The 16,500-nt window shown below is 35.9% G+C and carries 32 protein-coding genes; all 32 read right to left on the bottom strand.

From position 1 onward, the window contains the following. Positions 1 to 13: 13 nt before the first annotated feature. The gene (locus DRZ96_RS05205; RefSeq protein ID WP_019138771.1) at positions 14 to 295 is read right to left on the bottom strand and encodes a co-chaperone GroES; all 282 of its coding nucleotides are present in this window, start codon (positions 293 to 295) and stop codon (positions 14 to 16) included. A gap of 1,267 nt (positions 296 to 1,562) precedes the next feature. Next, complete coding sequence (locus tag DRZ96_RS05200) at positions 1,563 to 2,099, bottom strand: methylated-DNA--[protein]-cysteine S-methyltransferase (RefSeq protein ID WP_112889838.1); 537 nt, start codon at positions 2,097 to 2,099, stop codon at positions 1,563 to 1,565. 47 nt (positions 2,100 to 2,146) lie between these two features. Continuing rightward, positions 2,147 to 2,488, bottom strand: a complete 342-nt coding sequence (rplQ, locus tag DRZ96_RS05195; RefSeq protein ID WP_070700304.1) for a 50S ribosomal protein L17 — start codon at positions 2,486 to 2,488, stop codon at positions 2,147 to 2,149. 10 nt (positions 2,489 to 2,498) lie between these two features. Continuing rightward, positions 2,499 to 3,446: a DNA-directed RNA polymerase subunit alpha gene (locus DRZ96_RS05190; RefSeq protein ID WP_070700301.1), complete on the bottom strand. Its 948-nt coding sequence runs from the start codon at positions 3,444 to 3,446 to the stop codon at positions 2,499 to 2,501. A 26-nt stretch (positions 3,447 to 3,472) separates the two neighbouring features. Continuing rightward, positions 3,473 to 3,868 carry a 30S ribosomal protein S11 gene (gene rpsK, locus DRZ96_RS05185; protein WP_070700298.1) on the bottom strand — a complete coding sequence of 132 codons (396 nt, stop codon included), beginning with the start codon at positions 3,866 to 3,868 and terminating at the stop codon, positions 3,473 to 3,475. Positions 3,869 to 3,880: 12 nt separating this feature from the next. Next, positions 3,881 to 4,243 (bottom strand): 30S ribosomal protein S13, encoded by a 363-nt coding sequence (gene rpsM / locus DRZ96_RS05180; RefSeq protein WP_019138775.1) that lies wholly within the window; start codon positions 4,241 to 4,243, stop codon positions 3,881 to 3,883. 11 nt (positions 4,244 to 4,254) lie between these two features. Then, positions 4,255 to 4,368 carry a 50S ribosomal protein L36 gene (gene rpmJ / locus DRZ96_RS05175; protein ID WP_010244353.1) on the bottom strand — a complete coding sequence of 38 codons (114 nt, stop codon included), beginning with the start codon at positions 4,366 to 4,368 and terminating at the stop codon, positions 4,255 to 4,257. A gap of 22 nt (positions 4,369 to 4,390) precedes the next feature. Then, positions 4,391 to 4,609, bottom strand: a complete 219-nt coding sequence (gene infA, locus DRZ96_RS05170; RefSeq protein ID WP_005957367.1) for a translation initiation factor IF-1 — start codon at positions 4,607 to 4,609, stop codon at positions 4,391 to 4,393. 18 nt (positions 4,610 to 4,627) lie between these two features. After that, positions 4,628 to 4,849, bottom strand: a complete 222-nt coding sequence (locus DRZ96_RS05165) for a KOW domain-containing RNA-binding protein (protein ID WP_306344719.1) — start codon at positions 4,847 to 4,849, stop codon at positions 4,628 to 4,630. A 36-nt stretch (positions 4,850 to 4,885) separates the two neighbouring features. Beyond that, on the bottom strand, positions 4,886 to 5,527 hold the full coding sequence (locus DRZ96_RS05160) for an adenylate kinase (RefSeq protein WP_070700293.1): 642 nt from the start codon (positions 5,525 to 5,527) through the stop codon (positions 4,886 to 4,888). Positions 5,528 to 5,536: 9 nt separating this feature from the next. Next, positions 5,537 to 6,817, bottom strand: a complete 1,281-nt coding sequence (secY, locus tag DRZ96_RS05155; RefSeq protein ID WP_112889837.1) for a preprotein translocase subunit SecY — start codon at positions 6,815 to 6,817, stop codon at positions 5,537 to 5,539. Next, positions 6,817 to 7,266 carry a 50S ribosomal protein L15 gene (gene rplO, locus DRZ96_RS05150; RefSeq protein ID WP_070700291.1) on the bottom strand — a complete coding sequence of 150 codons (450 nt, stop codon included), beginning with the start codon at positions 7,264 to 7,266 and terminating at the stop codon, positions 6,817 to 6,819. The genes secY and rplO overlap by 1 nt, the downstream gene beginning before the upstream one ends. Before the next feature lie 13 nt (positions 7,267 to 7,279). Beyond that, positions 7,280 to 7,456, bottom strand: a complete 177-nt coding sequence (gene rpmD, locus DRZ96_RS05145) for a 50S ribosomal protein L30 (protein WP_070700290.1) — start codon at positions 7,454 to 7,456, stop codon at positions 7,280 to 7,282. 10 nt (positions 7,457 to 7,466) lie between these two features. Continuing rightward, on the bottom strand, positions 7,467 to 7,973 hold the full coding sequence (gene rpsE / locus DRZ96_RS05140; protein WP_070700289.1) for a 30S ribosomal protein S5: 507 nt from the start codon (positions 7,971 to 7,973) through the stop codon (positions 7,467 to 7,469). Between the two features lie 13 nt (positions 7,974 to 7,986). Then, positions 7,987 to 8,349, bottom strand: a complete 363-nt coding sequence (rplR, locus tag DRZ96_RS05135) for a 50S ribosomal protein L18 (RefSeq protein WP_112889836.1) — start codon at positions 8,347 to 8,349, stop codon at positions 7,987 to 7,989. Between the two features lie 15 nt (positions 8,350 to 8,364). After that, positions 8,365 to 8,901, bottom strand: a complete 537-nt coding sequence (rplF, locus tag DRZ96_RS05130) for a 50S ribosomal protein L6 (protein WP_070700287.1) — start codon at positions 8,899 to 8,901, stop codon at positions 8,365 to 8,367. Between the two features lie 14 nt (positions 8,902 to 8,915). Further along, entirely contained in the window at positions 8,916 to 9,311 is a 396-nt protein-coding gene (gene rpsH / locus DRZ96_RS05125; protein ID WP_112889835.1) for a 30S ribosomal protein S8, read from the bottom strand. A 30-nt stretch (positions 9,312 to 9,341) separates the two neighbouring features. Then, on the bottom strand, positions 9,342 to 9,527 hold the full coding sequence (locus tag DRZ96_RS05120) for a type Z 30S ribosomal protein S14 (protein ID WP_005957510.1): 186 nt from the start codon (positions 9,525 to 9,527) through the stop codon (positions 9,342 to 9,344). 11 nt (positions 9,528 to 9,538) lie between these two features. Further along, on the bottom strand, positions 9,539 to 10,084 hold the full coding sequence (gene rplE, locus DRZ96_RS05115) for a 50S ribosomal protein L5 (protein ID WP_112889834.1): 546 nt from the start codon (positions 10,082 to 10,084) through the stop codon (positions 9,539 to 9,541). Between the two features lie 11 nt (positions 10,085 to 10,095). After that, positions 10,096 to 10,404, bottom strand: coding sequence for a 50S ribosomal protein L24 (gene rplX, locus DRZ96_RS05110; protein WP_112889833.1), 309 nt, complete (start codon positions 10,402 to 10,404; stop codon positions 10,096 to 10,098). Between the two features lie 14 nt (positions 10,405 to 10,418). After that, a complete protein-coding gene (gene rplN / locus DRZ96_RS05105) occupies positions 10,419 to 10,787 on the bottom strand; it encodes a 50S ribosomal protein L14 (protein ID WP_112889832.1) in 369 nt (122 codons plus the stop codon). Positions 10,788 to 10,810: 23 nt separating this feature from the next. Further along, entirely contained in the window at positions 10,811 to 11,065 is a 255-nt protein-coding gene (gene rpsQ, locus DRZ96_RS05100) for a 30S ribosomal protein S17 (RefSeq protein ID WP_070700282.1), read from the bottom strand. 4 nt (positions 11,066 to 11,069) lie between these two features. Further along, the gene (gene rpmC / locus DRZ96_RS05095) at positions 11,070 to 11,276 is read right to left on the bottom strand and encodes a 50S ribosomal protein L29 (protein ID WP_060800689.1); all 207 of its coding nucleotides are present in this window, start codon (positions 11,274 to 11,276) and stop codon (positions 11,070 to 11,072) included. Further along, the gene (gene rplP / locus DRZ96_RS05090; protein ID WP_070700281.1) at positions 11,266 to 11,697 is read right to left on the bottom strand and encodes a 50S ribosomal protein L16; all 432 of its coding nucleotides are present in this window, start codon (positions 11,695 to 11,697) and stop codon (positions 11,266 to 11,268) included. Before rplP ends, rpmC begins: the two co-directional genes overlap by 11 nt. A gap of 17 nt (positions 11,698 to 11,714) precedes the next feature. Then, positions 11,715 to 12,470, bottom strand: coding sequence for a 30S ribosomal protein S3 (rpsC, locus tag DRZ96_RS05085; RefSeq protein ID WP_070700280.1), 756 nt, complete (start codon positions 12,468 to 12,470; stop codon positions 11,715 to 11,717). 11 nt (positions 12,471 to 12,481) lie between these two features. Continuing rightward, positions 12,482 to 12,817 carry a 50S ribosomal protein L22 gene (rplV, locus tag DRZ96_RS05080; RefSeq protein ID WP_005957388.1) on the bottom strand — a complete coding sequence of 112 codons (336 nt, stop codon included), beginning with the start codon at positions 12,815 to 12,817 and terminating at the stop codon, positions 12,482 to 12,484. Between the two features lie 11 nt (positions 12,818 to 12,828). Then, positions 12,829 to 13,113 (bottom strand): 30S ribosomal protein S19, encoded by a 285-nt coding sequence (gene rpsS, locus DRZ96_RS05075; protein ID WP_005957452.1) that lies wholly within the window; start codon positions 13,111 to 13,113, stop codon positions 12,829 to 12,831. Positions 13,114 to 13,126: 13 nt separating this feature from the next. Further along, positions 13,127 to 13,957 carry a 50S ribosomal protein L2 gene (rplB, locus tag DRZ96_RS05070; protein ID WP_112889831.1) on the bottom strand — a complete coding sequence of 277 codons (831 nt, stop codon included), beginning with the start codon at positions 13,955 to 13,957 and terminating at the stop codon, positions 13,127 to 13,129. A gap of 18 nt (positions 13,958 to 13,975) precedes the next feature. Further along, a complete protein-coding gene (gene rplW, locus DRZ96_RS05065) occupies positions 13,976 to 14,263 on the bottom strand; it encodes a 50S ribosomal protein L23 (protein ID WP_112889830.1) in 288 nt (95 codons plus the stop codon). Continuing rightward, positions 14,263 to 14,886, bottom strand: a complete 624-nt coding sequence (gene rplD, locus DRZ96_RS05060; protein WP_112889829.1) for a 50S ribosomal protein L4 — start codon at positions 14,884 to 14,886, stop codon at positions 14,263 to 14,265. Before rplD ends, rplW begins: the two co-directional genes overlap by 1 nt. Positions 14,887 to 14,903: 17 nt before the next feature. Beyond that, positions 14,904 to 15,536 carry a 50S ribosomal protein L3 gene (gene rplC, locus DRZ96_RS05055; protein WP_112889828.1) on the bottom strand — a complete coding sequence of 211 codons (633 nt, stop codon included), beginning with the start codon at positions 15,534 to 15,536 and terminating at the stop codon, positions 14,904 to 14,906. A gap of 60 nt (positions 15,537 to 15,596) precedes the next feature. Next, on the bottom strand, positions 15,597 to 15,914 hold the full coding sequence (rpsJ, locus tag DRZ96_RS05050) for a 30S ribosomal protein S10 (RefSeq protein WP_005957385.1): 318 nt from the start codon (positions 15,912 to 15,914) through the stop codon (positions 15,597 to 15,599). Positions 15,915 to 16,500 lie beyond the last annotated feature (586 nt).

Genomic DNA, 16,500 nt, shown 5'->3' with positions numbered 1-16,500 from the left:
TATTTAATAAGTCTTATTCAATAACTGCCAAGATGTCTTGGAACTTAATTATAGTGTACTTTTCGTCGTCAAGTTCAATATCATTTCCTGCGTATTTAGAGAAAATAACCTTGTCTCCAACCTTAACAAGTCCCTTCATTTCTTCGTCTGTATCTAATTTGTTGCCAGTTGCAACAACTTCTGCGATATTTGATTCTTCCTTAGCTGAAGAAGGAAGAACAATACCAGAAGCAGTAGTTTCTTCTTTTTCAATCTTTTTAATGACGATTTTATCATCAAGTGGTCTTAACTTCATTTATATAAGCCTCCTAAAATCTAATCTTATTTTTTAGCACTCACATGCCTCATCTGCTAATACATATATGATAACTCAAAGGAAAGATTTTTTCAAGTAGTTGGGGGAGAAAAATATTTTAAAAGCTTTGCTTTTATAATTGCTTTTGGTGGGGCGTATACCCATTCGGAACGCAGGGGGCATCGTGAAGTAGATGATTAAAGACTTCGTCTTTAAAATCTAATAAAAGATTTCATCTTTAAAGTCTCTTTGTAAAGCTAAGCTTTACTATTCTTTATCCGGAGGGGGTTATACCCATTCGGGCACAAGTGACCTTTCGATTGGTCCTTCCCCCTCCGGACCACCCCCAACACCTTCAACGACCTGGCAGGGGCCTTTGCCAACAACCCCGAGCGGCAGCCATCCTAAAAATTCAAAACTTGCTCGCTACAAACTTTTAAAAATTTAAAATAATTTATCAATAAAGTCAGAAAGTCCTGGCTCTATTTTTTATTTGCGAGCTTCGCGTGAACCTAATCAACTCAAAATTCGCTTCGCTCCTTTTCGCTTTAAGGTTCATCGGTTGAGCAATAAATTGCTCAAGCACATTGAATTTTTTGACGGCTGTCTTGCCTTACGGGGTTTCTCGACCTTAGTTCACGGTTTTACCTCTAGAATGTTCCTAATTTATGTTGAGTTACTTACCAATACTTAATAAGTCGAATAAAGTTTTGCATCAAAAAAAACTTAACCAGTAAATAATTAAGCTTCATCTTTTTATAACTTCATATTTATTTGTGAAGTTGTATTTTTTTGTGAGTCCGTAACAAACTATGACTTAAGAGTTAAATGTGAGTATGGAATTTTTTATGACTTCTCAACAAACTGTGACTTTAGAATTAAATGTGAGTATGGTATTTTTTATCACTTCTTAACAAATAACAGCTTCAAACTTAAGACGTAAACTAATGGAGTGCACCAGCTTGTTGAAGTGTGATTAGTCCATAGACTTTACCAATATACCGCAAGCTAATAATGCAGTATGCAAAAAGTTCGGAGACGTTAAAAAAATTTCACTGTTTGAGCGAAGCGAGTTTGAAATTTTTAGTCAGAGAGCTTTTTGCGTATTAAAGGGTCGAGCCCCTGCCAGGTCGTTGGGGGTGGTAAGGGGAGGTATGGAGGGGACAAGGGCGAATCGAAACGCCCTAAGTCCCCTCCATATGAAGAATAAAAGCCTTAGGCTTTAAATAAATTTATTAAAGATAAAATCTTTTAAAAATCTTTTTTTTTACTTTTCCCCATCCCCCTCAAGCTCCAAGAGCCTCCTCTTGACCTCTAATCCCCCAGCATATCCTCTTAGACTCCCGTCACTTCCTATTACCCTATGGCAGGGTATTATCAAGGAGATTGGATTGTGACCTACTGCTCCTCCAACTGCTTGGTTGGATACTCTCTCATACTTACCGCTTTTAAGTAATTCTTCTCCCACTTCTTTATAGGTCCAAGTCTTCCCATAGGGAATCTTAAGCAAGACTTCCCAGACGTCTTTTCTAAACTCACTTCCACTTACTTTTATTGGTGGAAGAAAGCCTGGATCCTTACCAGCAAAATATTTATCCAACCAATCTTCTGTAAGCCGTAGTATTTTAAATTTTTCTTCATCAAAATCATCTAATGATTTTAATTCAATAAATTTTATCTCTTCATCTTTTAATTTATCTTCAAATTCTTTTTGACTCTCTAGATAAAGTCCACGTAAATTCTCTTCATCAAATATTATTAAAATTTCTCCCAAAAGAGACTTGTATATCTTTTTATAAAGCATGAAACCTCCAAAAAATTATAAAAAAAAGGAAACCCCATTGGATTTCCTTATACTAATTCTATAATTGAAATTTCTGCGCCATCTCCACGTCTTGGACCCATCTTTAAAACTCTAGTGTATCCACCGTTTCTGTCAGCATATTTTTCTGCGTATTCGTCAAATAATTTTGTAACAACATCTTCTGAATAAATATATGCTAAAGCTTGTCTTCTTGCGTGAAGATCGCCTCTTTTTCCAAGTGTAATCATACGATCAGCAATTTTTTGAACTTCTTTTGCTCTTGTGTGAGTAGTTTCAATTCTACCTTCAGCTAAGAGAGAAGTAACAAGGTTTCTAAGCATTGCCTTTCTATGACTTGAATTACGGCCAAGTTTTCTATTTTTTGCCATAATGTCCTCCTTATTCTTCTTCAGGTTTGAGGCTTAAGCCTAACTCGTCAAGTTTTTCAGTTACTTCTTGGAGAGATTTTCTACCAAGATTTCTAACCTTCATCATTTCACTTTCAGTTTTATTAGTTAGTTCCTCAACACTATTTATGCCTGCTCTCTTTAGGCAGTTGAATGATCTTACAGATAAGTCTAATTCTTCAACTGTCATTTCGAGAACTTTTTCCTTTTGATCCTCTTCTTTTTCAACCATCAGGTTGATTTCACTGACATGTTCTTTTAGGCCAATGAAGAGTTCAAGATGTTCTGTTAAGATTTTTGCTGCAAGAGATGTTGCTTCGTCAGCCTTCATTGAACCATCTGTTGTAACTTCAAGGATTAACCTATCGTAGTCTGTCCTTTGTCCAACTCTTGTGTTTTCAACCTTCCAGTTTACTTTTTCTACAGGAGTGAAGTTAGAATCCATAGGTATAATTCCAATTTCAGTTATTTCATCTTTTTTAAGTTCAGAAGGTTCGTAGCCTCTTCCTTTTTCCACCATCATTTCAAGATAAAAATCAGCATCATCATTTAGGGTTGCTATATGTTGATCTGGATTAATAATACTTACATGTGGTGCAAGTTCAATGTCAGAGGCTTTAATTTCTCCCTTGCCCTTTTTTTCTATTACTAGTTTTACAGGCTCATCTTCAGTCATCTTTAAAACTATAGATTTAATATTTAAAACTATTTCAGGTACATCTTCCAATACTCCTGGAATTGTATCAAATTCATGTTCAACGCCACGTATATTGATAAAAGATACAGCTGCGCCTGGTAGAGAGGAAAGTAACACTCTTCTTAAGGAATTTCCAATAGTGATACCAAATCCAGCTTCTAAGGGTTCAACGACAAACTTGCCATATAAACCCGATTCATCTAATTCTTCAATACTAATCCTAGGTTTTTCAATTTCAATCATGGGTACCCTCCTTCTCGGTCAATAGTTTAGACTCTTCTACGTTTTGGTGGTCTACATCCATTGTGAGGAATTGGAGTAACATCTTTAATCATTGTTACTTCAAGACCTGATGCTTGAAGAGATCTAATTGCAGCTTCTCTTCCTGAACCTGGACCCTTAACATATACGTCAACGCTCTTTAGTCCGTGTTCTTTAGCTTTTTCAGCTGCTTCTTGTGCTGCCTCTTGTGCTGCAAAAGGAGTAGACTTTCTTGAACCTCTAAATCCAAGTTGTCCAGCACTAGCCCAAGATATAACATTACCGTTAATATCAGTAAGAGTAACCATAGTGTTGTTAAATGTTGAAGCTATATGTGCTTCGCCTTTTTCAATATTTTTACGTACACGTCTTCTAGCACGTGTAACTTTTTGTTTTTTTGCCATTTAAGTCCCCCCTTACTTACTCTTAGAAACAAGTTTCTTAGGACCTTTTCTTGTCCTAGCATTTGTCTTAGTCTTTTGTCCTCTTACAGGAAGACCAGCTTTATGTCTTCTTCCACGGTAGCAGTTAATTTCACGAAGTCTCTTGATGTTCATAGCAACATCACGACGTAAATCACCTTCTACGTGGTACTTATCAATTTCTTCTCTAATTTTAGCAAGTTCTGCTTCTGTAAGGTCTTTAACACGAGTGTCAAAGTCAATACCAGCTGCAGTTAAAATTTCTTGAGATCTGGGTTTTCCAATACCGTAGATATATGTGAGTCCAATTTCAACTCTTTTTTCTCTAGGTAAATCAACACCGGAAATTCTAGCCATAATTACCTCCCTTATCCCTGTCTTTGTTTATGTTTCGGATTTTCACAGATTACCATTACTTTTCCGTTTCTTTTAATTATTTTGCACTTTTCGCACATCTTTTTTACAGATGGTCTTACTTTCATTTAAATGCCTCCTGACTCTGGATTATTTCTTTCTCCAAGTTATTCTTCCTCGAGTAAGATCATAAGGTGAAAGCTCAACTGTCACCTTATCACCAGGAAGAATTCTAATATAATTCATTCTCAATTTACCTGAAATATGAGCGAGTATGATATGTCCATTTTCAAGTTCAACCTTGAAATGAGTATTAGGAAGAGCGTCTACAACAACGCCTTCTACTTCAATTACATCTTCTTTAGCCATATTATTAAGGATCCTCCTTTAGCTATAAGGTAATAGTTTCTTTCTAATATAGGTGTCGCTGAAGTCACTAACCTCAGTATCAATGACATCCTTATATATATAAAGATGTTTTACCTTTTTTTTCTTTGGTCGATCTAGCTTTCTTAGTTTTCCATCAACGAGTAAGAGAAGGTCATCATCAATGATATCCATTATGATATAAACCTTGCCCTCATCCCTACCTTTTTTGGATCTTACCACTTGTCCCTTCAAAAGACTAAATGTTTTATCCATGAACTATTCGAGACCAATAACTATATCGTCAAATACTTTATCAATATCCTTGGCACCGTCAATGTCTATTAATAGATTTTGAGCTCTATAGTAGTCAATAAGAGGTGCTGTTTGATCAAAGTAAACAGAAATTCTAGTCTTTACAGTTTCTTCAGTATCGTCATCTCTTTGAATAAGCTTAGTGCCGTCTTTATCACAAATTCCTTCTTCCTTTGGAGGATTGAACTTAACGTGATAAGTCATTCCACAAGTTTTACAAACACGTCTTCCAACAGCTCTTTCAATTAAGATTTCTGGATCAACAGAAATATTAATTACCTTAGTTAGCTTGTCATCATTCTTGTCTAAGATTGAGTCAAGACTAACAGCTTGAGCTACAGTTCTTGGGAAACCGTCTAGTAGAAATCCTTCTTTAGCATCCTCCTTGTTAAGTCTGTCTTCAACAAGTGCAATAACAAGATCATCAGGAACTAAAAGACCCTTGTCCATATAGGACTTAGCTTTCTTTCCAAGTTCAGTATTGTTCTTAATATTTTCTCTAAAGATATCTCCAGTTGAAATGTGTGGGATATTGTATTTTTCAACAATATATTCAGCTTGTGTGCCTTTTCCGGCCCCTGGAGGTCCCAATATAACTAATTTCATAATTACCTCCTACTTATTCTTTAAGAATCCACGATAATTTCTCATGATTAATTGTTGTTCTAACACCCTGTGAATTTCAAGCACAACACCAACAACGATGATAATTGATGTACCACCATAGTTAAATTGTAGTCCTGAAATAAGTGTTAAGATTGTTGGAAGAACTGCAAGTATAGAAAGTGCAATTGCTCCCGGCATAACTAATCTATTTAAAGTTCTACCTAAATAATCACTTGTAGGTTTTCCTGCTCTAATACCACTAATAAAACCACCATTAGCTTGAAGGTTCTTAGAGTATTCAACAGTGTTAAATTGGATTGTAGTGTAGAAGAATGTGAAGAATACAATAAGAATTACAGTAAATATTATATAAAGCACAGCTCCTGGTCCACCAGCTGGTGTTAACCATTTTTGAATCCAATTTCTAGTTGATTCACTTGTAAACATAGCAATAGTTGCTGGAATAGCAAGTAGTGAGTTAGCGAAGATAATTGGCATAACACCAGTCATTAAAACCTTAATAGGAATATGAGTGGATTGGCCACCGTACATCTTTCTACCAACAACTCTCTTTGCATATTGTACAGGAATTCTTCTCTCACCTTCAGTAAGTGTTACTACAAAAGCAACAATTGCGATTGCAATTATTACAAATAGCACTAAGAAGATTGGGCTAGCTTTTCCTGCCTTAACAAGAGCAACAGATTGAGCTATATCAAGTGGGAATCTTGAAACGATACCTGCAAAAATTAATATTGAAATACCATTTCCAATTCCGTGTTCAGTAATTTGTTCTCCTATCCAAATTAAGATCGCTGTACCTGCAACTATTGATAGGATAATAGTTACATATTCAATAGCACTTGTTGCGTTAACTGCTTGTCTAAATAGACCAAAAGTATAACCAATTGCTTGAATAAGAGCGATAACAATAGAAAGGTATCTAGTGTATTTTGCAATAGCCTTTCTACCAGTTTCTCCTTCTTTTGCAAGAGATTCCAAGGATGGAATAGCAATTGTCAAAAGTTGAAGTATGATTGATGCTGTAACATATGGATAAATGTTAGCAGCAAAAATAGTAAATCTTCTAAAGTTTCCTCCTGCCATTAGGTCAAGGAAGGAAAAAATTGATCCGCCTGATCCTGAAAAGATTTGTGAAATCACTTGTGAGTTCATATAAGGAACGGCGATATGTGATCCAAGTCTATATAATAGAAGCATGAAAAGAGTGAAGAGCATCTTCTTACGAAGAGATTCAACCTTCCACGCATTTCTAAAAGTGGACAGCATTAAATCACCTCGGCCTTTCCTCCGCAAGCCTCAATTTTTTCTATAGCAGATTTTGAGAAATGCTGAGCTTTAACAGTTAATTTAACATTTAATTCACCATCTCCCAAGATTCTAATTCCGTCTTTAGCCTTACCAGCTTTAATATATTTATTTTCGATTAAGAATTCAGGAGTGATTTCAGTTCCTTCTTCAAATACATTAAGATCAGCTACGTTTAATACTGCATATTCTTTCTTAAAGATATTTGTAAATCCTCTCTTAGGAAGACGTCTGAATAGTGGCATTTGTCCACCTTCAAATCCAGGTCTTACTCCGCCGCCACTTCTAGCATTTTGTCCCTTGTGACCCTTGCCGGAAGTTTTACCAGTACCGGAACCAATTCCACGACCTACTCTCTTTCTAGCTTTAACTCCGCCGCCTTCGTTAGGTCTTAAGTCATGTAACTTCATTAGGTACACCTCCTTATTCTACTACTTCGATCATATAATCGACTTGTTTTAACATTCCTCTAATTTGAGGAGTATCATTTTTTTCAATTACTTGGTTTACTTTTTTGAAACCAAGAGCTTTAATTGTTTTTCTGTGTTTTGGCACTTTACCGATAGGACTTTTTACAAGTTTTATTTTAATTGTACTCATGATTTTCCTCCTATCCTAAAATTTCTTCAACAGATTTATTTCTAAGTTTTGCAACAGATTCTGCAGTCTTAAGAGACTTTAGACCTTCCATTGTTGCATTAACGATGTTTCTTGGGTTATTTGTACCAATGTTCTTAGTACGAATATCAGTAATACCTGCAAGTTCGCATACAGCACGCACTGCACCACCGGCAATAACTCCTGTACCTTCTCTTGCTGGTTTTAAGAATACTTTACCTGCACCATAAATTCCAGTTACTTGATGAGGAATAGAAGTGTTTAGTAAGTTAACTCTTACAATATTCTTTCTAGCATCTTGTGTTGCTTTTCTTATAGCTTCAGGAACTTCAAGAGCTTTACCAGTACCTACACCAACGTGTCCGTTTTTGTCACCAACTACTACAAGAGCTGAGAATCTAAAGTTTCTACCACCCTTAACTACTTTGGCAACTCTATTAATAGCTACTACTCTTTCTTCAAGATCAAGTTCTGCCGCATTTATTAATGAACGCTCCATTACTTCCTCCTTCTTAGAATTTTAGACCAGCTTCTCTAGCTGCATCAGCAAGTGCTTTGACCTTACCGTGGAATACATATCCACCTCTGTCAAATACAACTTCTTCAATTCCTTTTTCTTTTGCCTTATTAGCAATAGATTCTCCAACAGATTTAGCTGCTTCAATATTTCCAGTGTTTTCTAGGTTTAATCCCTTATCAAGTGTAGATGCACTTGCTAAAGTATTGCCAGCTTCATCATCAATTAGTTGAGCATAAATATGTTTAGATGATCTGTAAACTGAAAGTCTAGGCTTCATAGAAGTACCGGAGATATGATTTCTAATTCTTTTGTGTCTTTTAATTCTGTTTTCATTTCTATTAATCTTTTTTAACACTTAAATTCTCCTTTCTTACTTACCTGTCTTACCAACTTTACGTCTTACATGTTCATCAGTATATCTAATACCCTTACCCTTATATGGTTCAGGTTCTCTGAAGCGTCTAATGTAAGCAGCATAAGCGCCAACTTGTTGTTTGTCATTACCTCTAATAATAATTGAGTTAGGAGATGGAACTTCTACTTCAATACCTTCTGGATCTTCTAAATCAAGAGGGTGAGAGAAACCTAAGTTAAGAGAAAGAACCTTTCCCTTCTTAGCAGCTCTGTATCCTGTACCGATTATTTCAAGAGATTTTGAATAACCTTCTGTAACGCCAATTATCATATTTTCAATTAGAGTTCTAGTTAAACCGTGAAGTGCCTTAATTCTTTTAATATCATTTGGTCTTTCTACAGTGAGAACTCCGTCATTTAATTCTATTTTTAAATCTTTATCGAAAGATTGTGTTAGTTCACCCTTTGGTCCCTTAACAGTAACTGTTTGACCGTCAACTTTAACATCAACGCCCTTTGGGATTTCAATAGGTTTTTTGCCAATTCTTGACATTTTTCACCTCCAAATTACCAAACGTAGCAGATTACCTCTCCGCCAACTTTATTTTGTCTTGCCATTTTATCTGTAATTATTCCCTTAGATGTAGAGATAATTGCAATTCCTAGTCCACCTAGAACTTTAGGAACATCGTCGCACTTAACATAAACTCTAAGTCCCGGTTTAGATATTCTCTTTAAACCAGAGATAACTCTTTCACCGTCCTGAGAATATTTAAGATCTATTTTAATAATTCCTTGTTTGTCATCTTCAACAACGTCATATCCTTTAATATAACCTTCATCAAGAAGAATCTTTGCGATTTCTTTTTTGATGTTTGAGCAAGGAACATCAACAGATTTGTGTCTTGCATTATTTGCATTTCTAATTCTTGATAGCATATCTGCAATTGGGTCTGTCATCATATCAGTTTGCCTCCTTTCATCTAAGGCTTATTACCAGCTAGCTTTTCTTACGCCAGGGATTTGTCCTTTATACGCAAGTTCTCTAAAGCATATTCTACATATTCCATATTTTTGTAAAACTGAATGTGGTCTTCCACAAATTTTACATCTTGTATATTCACGAGAAGAATACTTTTGTTTCCTCTTTTGTTTAGCAATCATTGATTTTTTAGCCACTTTGTACCTCCTTAAGCCTTAGCAAAAGGCATTCCCATCTTGTCTAGGAATTCTTTAGCCTCTTCATCAGTTTTAGCTGTAGTTACTATATTGATGTCCATTCCTCTAATTGTGTCTACCTTATCGTATTCAATTTCTGGGAAGATAAGTTGTTCTTTAAGACCTAGTGCATAGTTTCCTCTGCCGTCAAATGCAGTTGGCTTAACACCTCTAAAGTCTCTTACTCTTGGAAGAGCAACGTTCATAAGCTTATCTAAGAAATCATACATTCTTTCGCCTCTTAGAGTAACCTTAACACCAACGTTTTGACCTTCACGAAGTTTAAAGTTAGCTATAGATTTTCTTGCCTTAGTAACAAGTGCCTTTTGACCTGAGATAAGAGTTAGGTCTTCAACAGCTGCTTCTAGAGCCTTGTGGTTATCTTTAGCTTCGCCAAGACCAATGTTTATAGTGATCTTTTCAAGTTTCGGTACTTCCATAACGCTTGAATAATTGAAGCGTTCCATTAGGTGGCCCACAACTTCTGTCTTATATTTTTCTTGTAATCTTGAAGTCATTATTCTACCCCCTACTTAATGATGTTTCCGCTAGATTTTGCAAATCTAACTTTCTTTCCGTCTTCAAATTTATAACAAACTCTTGTTGCCTTTCCTGATGCACTGTCAAAGTACATTACATTAGACACGTGAATTGGTGCTTCCATTTTTTCTATTCCACCTGGTGCTTGAGGTCCTCTTGGTTTCATGTGTTTAGTAACAACATTTACCTTTTCTACAACTACTAAGTCTTTCTTAGGAATTGTTCTTAGGACTTTACCAGTCTTGCCTTTATCTTTTCCGGCTATAACTTTTACGATGTCATCTTTTTTAATTCTCATATTACACCTCCAAATTATAGTACTTCCGGAGCTAGAGAAATAATCTTCATGAAGTTTCCAGCTCTAAGTTCTCTAGTTACAGGTCCAAAAATACGAGTCCCAACAGGGCTTCTATCGTCTTTTATTACAACAGCTGCGTTGTCATCAAATTTGATGTAAGATCCGTCTTTTCTGCTAATACCCTTGTTTGTTCTAACGATAACTGCTTTTACAACAGCTCCTTTTTTGACAACGCCACCGGGTGTTGCATGTTTTACAGAACATACTACAATGTCGCCAATGTTAGCTACTCTTCTATTAGTACCACCAAGGACTTTAACAACAGATAGTTCTCTTGCACCTGAATTGTCAGCAACACGCAATCTTGTTTCTTGTTGAATCATGTTATTCTCCTTTCAAGCTAAAATTATTGAGCCTTTTCAATAATTTCTACAAGTCTCCATCTTTTATCTTTACTTAGTGGTCTAGTTTCCATAACTTTTACGCGATCACCAATACCACATTCATTATTTTCATCATGAGCCTTGAAATTAGTAGACTTCTTAAATCTCTTTTTATAGATAGGATGAGTCTTTAAAGTCTCAGTTTGAACTACAATAGTCTTATCCATCTTATCGCTTACAACAATACCTGTTAAAGTTTTTCTTGAATTTCTTTCCATGAGATTAAGCCTCCTTTCCTACTTCAAGTTCACGTTCTCTAATGATCGTTTTTACTCTTGCTATATCTCTTTTAACACTTTTAATACTTGATGGATTGTCAAGTTGGCCAGTTGCCAATCTGAATCTCAAATTAAAAAGTTCATTTTTAAGTTCATTAACTTTATTATTTAAATCTTCGCTTGACATCTTGCGAATTTCATTAGCCTTCATTTGAGTCACCATCCTTATCTTTCATAACGAATTTTGTTCTAATAGGGAGTTTCATGGATGCAAGTCTCATAGCTTCTCTTGCAACTTCTTCTGAAACACCACCCATTTCAAATAAAACTCTACCTGGTTTAACAACTGCTACCCAGTATTCTGGTGCACCCTTACCGGAACCCATACGAGTTTCAGCAGGCTTTTCTGTAACAGGTTTGTCTGGGAAAATCTTAATCCAGATATTTCCACCTCTACGAATATATCTTGTCATAGCACGACGTGCCGCTTCTATTTGATTTGAAGTTATCCAACAAGGTTCTAAAGCTTTTATACCATATTCGCCGTATGCAAGCTCATTACCACGCATAGCCTTGCCCTTCATTCTGCCTCTGTGAACTTTACGATATTTTACTCTCTTAGGCATCAACATGACTATTCCCCCCTTCTTTAAGACTCTTTATTTCTATTGTCTCTTCTATTATTTCTATTGAAGTTATTGTTTCTGTTATCGCGTCTCTTGCGATTTCTGTTATCTCTATTATCTCTAGATCTTCTTCCTCTTTCTTCAGTTAGTTCAGGAAGAACTTCACCCTTGTATAGCCATACCTTAACACCGATTTTACCGTAAGTTGTATCAGCTTCAGCAAAACCATAGTCAATGTCAGCTCTTAAAGTTTGTAGAGGAATAGTTCCTTCAGAATATCCTTCAGTTCTTGCCATGTCAGCACCACCAACACGACCTGAAACAGAAGTCTTGATACCAAGTGCTCCTTGACGCATAGTTCTTTGGATTGCTTGTTTCATAGCACGTCTAAATGCAACTCTTCTTTCAAGAGCTTCAGCAATACCTTCAGCAACGATTTGTGCATCTAAGTCTTGGTTTTTGATTTCTTCTACATTTATTACAACAGATTTACCTGTAAGTTTTTCAATTTCAGTTCTTAGTTCTTCAACGCCTGCTCCACCACGGCCAATTACCATACCTGGTTTTGCTGTGTGAATAGAAATCTTTACTCTATTAGCAGCTCTTTCAATTTCGATCTTAGAGATACCTGCAGCATAAAGTTTTTTCTTAACATAATTTCTAATCTCGTTGTCTTCAACTAAAAGATCGGCAAAATTTTTCTTGTCTGCGTACCATTTTGAATCCCAATCTTTGATTACTCCAACACGAAGTCCATGTGGGTTTACTTTTTGACCCATTCTCTACCTCCTTACTCTCTTTCTGCTACTACAACGCCAATGTGACTTGATCTTTTTAGAATTGGATAAGCCATTCCCTTAGCCTTAGGACGGAATCTTTTCATTGTTGGGCCTTCGTTTGCGTAAGCCTTTTTAACATAAAGATCTCCTCTGTCTAGGTTAAGGTTGTTTTCAGCGTTAGCTACAGCTGAATGTAGTACCTTATATAGTTCATGAGCTCCTCTTTTGTTAGTAAACTTTAAAATAGAGAGGGCTTCATCAACGCTTTTTCCGCGTATTTCTGCGCAAATATAGTTCACCTTTAGAGGTGATATTCTTACATATTTAGCAATTGCTTGTGCTTGCATTATAACCCTCCTTACTTAAGTGTAGTACTCTTTTCGCTCTTGCCGCCATGGCCTCTGTATGTTCTTGTTGGAACAAATTCGCCTAATTTATGTCCTACCATGTCTTCAGTAATGTATACTGGCACATGTTTTCTGCCGTCATGAACAGCAATTGTGTGAGAAACAAATTCAGGGAAAATAGTTGAGCGACGAGACCAAGTTTTAATTACTTTGTGTTCGTTTTTATCATTAAGCTCGTCAACCTTCTTTAGAAGGTGTTCATCAGCAAATGGTCCTTTTTTTATTGATCTACTCATTAATACCCTCCGATTACTTAGTTCTTCTTCTTACGATATACATATCAGATTTTTTAGATTTCTTTCTAGTCTTAAGTCCTAGAGCTTTCTTGCCCCAAGGAGTCATTGGTGAAGGTCTACCAATTGGAGTTCTACCTTCCCCACCACCATGAGGGTGATCAACAGGGTTCATTGCAGATCCTCTTACGTGAGGTCTTTTTCCAAGATACCTGCTCTTACCTGCCTTACCTAAAGTGATAAGTTCGTGAGAAATGTTTCCAACTTGTCCAATAGTTGCCTTACATCTTTGGCTTATTAATCTAAATTCACCTGAAGGAAGTCTAAGTTGAGCGTACTTACCTTCTTTAGCCATAAGTTGTGCAGATGATCCAGCAGATCTTGCGATTTGGCCACCACGTCCTGGAGTCATTTCTACATTGTGAACAGTAGTACCAACTGGAATGTCAGCAAGCATTAGTGTGTTACCAACTTTGATATCTGCATCTGATCCAGATTCAACTATATCTCCTACCTTTAAACCATTTGGTTGGATGATGTATCTTTTTTCACCATCAGCATAGTTTAGAAGTGCAATGTAAGCTGTTCTGTATGGATCGTATTCAATAGCTGCTACTCTTGCAGGAATATTGTCTTTATCTCTCTTTAAATCTATAATTCTGTATTTTCTTTTAACTCCGCCGCCTCTGTGTCTACTAGTAATTCTACCGTGAGCATTTCTACCGGCAGTCTTGTTGATAGTTGTTAGAAGAGATTTTTCAGGTGTTGTCTTAGTAATCTCTTCGAATGAAGCAACTGTCATTTTTCTACGGGAAGGAGTTGTAGGTTTAAATCCTTTAATCGCCATTATTAATACCTCCTACTATCAAATAGAATCAAAAAATTCTATCGGCTCTGAGTCATCAGTAAGCTTAACTATAGCTTTTTTCCATGAAGGACGTCTTCCTTGATGAACTCCTTGTCTTTTAAGTTTACCACGCATATTCATTGTATATACTTTTTCAACCTTAACGCCGAAGATTTCTTCAACAGCTTCTCTGATTTCAGGTTTTGTAGCAGTTTTAACAACTTCAAAAGTGTATTTATTTTCTGCCATCATGTCCATACTTTGTTCAGTGATTAAAGGTCTTTTTATAACGTCAAATTTATTCATCAGTTAAAAACCTCCTCAACAACATCAAGTGCAGACTTTGTGATAACAAGGTTATCGTACTTTAATAAGTCGTATACGTTAATGTCTGTAGCTCTTGATGTTTTAACACCAGCGATGTTTCTTGCTGCTCTTTGAACATCTTTTTCGTCGTCATTAATAACTACAAGTGCCTTGTTGCCAGCACCAATGTCTTTTAAGATGTTAGCAAAAACTTTTGTCTTAGCTTCTTCCATTTGGATAGAATCTACAAGAATCATTTCGCCATCTTGTAACTTGCTAGTAAGAACTGACTTAAGAGCAACTCTTCTAGTCTTCTTAGGAGTTGTGTAAGAGTAATCTCTAGGTTTCTTAGCGAAAACAACTCCACCGCCTCTCCATTGAGGTGATCTAATAGAACCTTGTCTTGCACGACCAGTTCCCTTTTGTCTCCAAGGCTTTCTTCCGCCTCCACGAACTTCAGCACGTGTCTTAGCAGAGTGAGTACCTTGTCTATTGTTAGCCAAAATATTTTTAACAACTAAATAAACAGCATGAGTGCTAACAGGAGCAGCAAATAGCCCTTCACTTAGTTCGACTTCTTCAACAGGATTTCCCTTAATGTCAATCATTTGAATTTTAGGCATTTTTTAACCTCCCTATCTTATTTAGTCATTTTAACAGTGCTTTTAACTCTAACAGTTCCCTTCTTAGGTCCTGGGATAGCACCCTTAACTAAAATTAAATTTTTATCTGTATCTATTCTTACAATTTCTAGATTTTGTACAGTAACTCTTTCGTTACCCATTTTTCCAGCCATTCTGTGGTTTTTCCAAACTCTTCCTGGATAAGAAGCAGCTCCCATACCACCTGGCATTCTGTGGAATTTAGAACCGTGAGTTTCTCTACCACGACCGAAGTTGTGACGTTTGATAACACCAGCAGTTCCCTTACCCTTTGAAGTTCCAACAACATCAACGTGTTCTCCAGCTTCAAAGATATCTACCTTTATTTCATCGCCTAGGTTGTAAGATTCTACATCATCAGTTCTAAATTCTGAAAGATGTTTTCTGTATCCTACACCAGCCTTGTCAAAATGTCCCTTCTCAGGTTTGTTTAATCTTCTTTCTTTAACCTCTTGTGTTGCAACTTGGATAGCATTGTATCCATCACTTTCAATTGTTTTCTTTTGCACAACAACATTTGGTTCTACTTCAATAACTGAGACAGGAGTGACAGTACCCTCTTCATCAAAAATTTGGGTCATGCCAATTTTTTTACCTACTAAATATTTCATGTTGCACCTCCTAATATTTACAGCGGACTTCTATAAGTAGAAGTCATATAAAGCAAAGTTTTAAAGTTTAATTTCAATATCTACACCAGCTGGTAGATTTAACTTCATAAGTGAATCTACAGTCTTTTGTGTAGGGTTTAATATATCAATTAGACGCTTGTGAGTTCTTTGCTCAAATTGTTCTCTTGAATCCTTGTACTTGTGTACAGCTCTTATAATTGTGATGATTTCCTTTTCAGTTGGAAGAGGAATTGGTCCAGAAACTTCTGCACCGCTCTTCTTAGCAGCATCAACAATTCTTAGTGCTGAATTGTCAAGTAGTTCGTGATCATAAGCTTTAAGTTTAATTCTAATTTTTTGTTTGCCTTTGTTAGACATATTTACCTCCTATTCGCTAAAGCCTTACTTGCGAATGGGGTTATCGATACACGCACCCTGGTGTGTAAACAGGGCACAATAGAAAAAAATAACCCTCGCCCAAGTCCAGCTTGGACTTCTCTGTCATAATTACCTCGAAACTCCTTTTTTTCAACAAAATCTCAAGCAACTTATGACTTCATCGCAACATTCTTTTTAAACGCTCAAATATTATATAATAAAAAATCCCACTTGTAAAGGAAATTTACAGGTTTTTTTGAATTTCTTCAGATTTTTTTATTATATTAATATTAGCAATAATTTTTCGGCCTAATTTATAGGCACTCTCCTTAATATAGTCTAAAAGTCTTATATTTGCAAGACTTTATCTATATTTATAAAAATATTTTTAATTTTCTTTCTAAGATTAATAAATTATTTTTTAAAGTTATTTTTTCTAAGACTTAATAACTTCTAAAAATTTCTTCCTATTGTATAGGCTTTTATTTTTTAACCTAAATTAGTAAAATAATTTTTTTCTGAGTGGATATAAAAAATTCCCACAAGTTTTCAAATCACAAAATTTTTTATTAGACAATCTTATGCA

This window comes from Peptoniphilus harei (assembly GCF_900454685.1).
Lineage (GTDB): Bacteria > Bacillota > Clostridia > Tissierellales > Peptoniphilaceae > Peptoniphilus_A > Peptoniphilus_A harei.
Note: the sequence above shows the minus strand (reverse complement) of the source record. Positions and strands in the feature narration are given on the sequence as shown.

Bases quoted from the DNA above. Each gene is read 5' to 3' on its own strand.
- DRZ96_RS05205 (WP_019138771.1), bottom strand. From the start codon at position 295: ATGAAGTTAAGACCACTTGATGATAAAATCGTCATTAAAAAGATTGAA.
- DRZ96_RS05200 (WP_112889838.1), bottom strand. From the start codon at position 2,099: ATGCTTTATAAAAAGATATACAAGTCTCTTTTGGGAGAAATTTTAATA.
- rplQ (WP_070700304.1), bottom strand. From the start codon at position 2,488: ATGGCAAAAAATAGAAAACTTGGCCGTAATTCAAGTCATAGAAAGGCA.
- DRZ96_RS05190 (WP_070700301.1), bottom strand. From the start codon at position 3,446: ATGATTGAAATTGAAAAACCTAGGATTAGTATTGAAGAATTAGATGAA.
- rpsK (WP_070700298.1), bottom strand. From the start codon at position 3,868: ATGGCAAAAAAACAAAAAGTTACACGTGCTAGAAGACGTGTACGTAAA.
- rpsM (WP_019138775.1), bottom strand. From the start codon at position 4,243: ATGGCTAGAATTTCCGGTGTTGATTTACCTAGAGAAAAAAGAGTTGAA.
- rpmJ (WP_010244353.1), bottom strand. From the start codon at position 4,368: ATGAAAGTAAGACCATCTGTAAAAAAGATGTGCGAAAAGTGCAAAATA.
- infA (WP_005957367.1), bottom strand. From the start codon at position 4,609: ATGGCTAAAGAAGATGTAATTGAAGTAGAAGGCGTTGTTGTAGACGCT.
- DRZ96_RS05160 (WP_070700293.1), bottom strand. From the start codon at position 5,527: ATGAAATTAGTTATATTGGGACCTCCAGGGGCCGGAAAAGGCACACAA.
- secY (WP_112889837.1), bottom strand. From the start codon at position 6,817: ATGCTGTCCACTTTTAGAAATGCGTGGAAGGTTGAATCTCTTCGTAAG.
- rplO (WP_070700291.1), bottom strand. From the start codon at position 7,266: ATGAAGTTACATGACTTAAGACCTAACGAAGGCGGCGGAGTTAAAGCT.
- rpmD (WP_070700290.1), bottom strand. From the start codon at position 7,456: ATGAGTACAATTAAAATAAAACTTGTAAAAAGTCCTATCGGTAAAGTG.
- rpsE (WP_070700289.1), bottom strand. From the start codon at position 7,973: ATGGAGCGTTCATTAATAAATGCGGCAGAACTTGATCTTGAAGAAAGA.
- rplF (WP_070700287.1), bottom strand. From the start codon at position 8,901: ATGTCAAGAATTGGCAAAAAACCTATTGAAATCCCAAAGGGCGTTGAT.
- rpsH (WP_112889835.1), bottom strand. From the start codon at position 9,311: ATGATGACAGACCCAATTGCAGATATGCTATCAAGAATTAGAAATGCA.
- rplE (WP_112889834.1), bottom strand. From the start codon at position 10,084: ATGACTTCAAGATTACAAGAAAAATATAAGACAGAAGTTGTGGGCCAC.
- rplX (WP_112889833.1), bottom strand. From the start codon at position 10,404: ATGAGAATTAAAAAAGATGACATCGTAAAAGTTATAGCCGGAAAAGAT.
- rplN (WP_112889832.1), bottom strand. From the start codon at position 10,787: ATGATTCAACAAGAAACAAGATTGCGTGTTGCTGACAATTCAGGTGCA.
- rpsQ (WP_070700282.1), bottom strand. From the start codon at position 11,065: ATGGAAAGAAATTCAAGAAAAACTTTAACAGGTATTGTTGTAAGCGAT.
- rpmC (WP_060800689.1), bottom strand. From the start codon at position 11,276: ATGAAGGCTAATGAAATTCGCAAGATGTCAAGCGAAGATTTAAATAAT.
- rplP (WP_070700281.1), bottom strand. From the start codon at position 11,697: ATGTTGATGCCTAAGAGAGTAAAATATCGTAAAGTTCACAGAGGCAGA.
- rpsC (WP_070700280.1), bottom strand. From the start codon at position 12,470: ATGGGTCAAAAAGTAAACCCACATGGACTTCGTGTTGGAGTAATCAAA.
- rplV (WP_005957388.1), bottom strand. From the start codon at position 12,817: ATGCAAGCACAAGCAATTGCTAAATATGTAAGAATATCACCTCTAAAG.
- rpsS (WP_005957452.1), bottom strand. From the start codon at position 13,113: ATGAGTAGATCAATAAAAAAAGGACCATTTGCTGATGAACACCTTCTA.
- rplB (WP_112889831.1), bottom strand. From the start codon at position 13,957: ATGGCGATTAAAGGATTTAAACCTACAACTCCTTCCCGTAGAAAAATG.
- rplW (WP_112889830.1), bottom strand. From the start codon at position 14,263: ATGAATAAATTTGACGTTATAAAAAGACCTTTAATCACTGAACAAAGT.
- rplD (WP_112889829.1), bottom strand. From the start codon at position 14,886: ATGCCTAAAATTCAAATGATTGACATTAAGGGAAATCCTGTTGAAGAA.
- rplC (WP_112889828.1), bottom strand. From the start codon at position 15,536: ATGAAATATTTAGTAGGTAAAAAAATTGGCATGACCCAAATTTTTGAT.
- rpsJ (WP_005957385.1), bottom strand. From the start codon at position 15,914: ATGTCTAACAAAGGCAAACAAAAAATTAGAATTAAACTTAAAGCTTAT.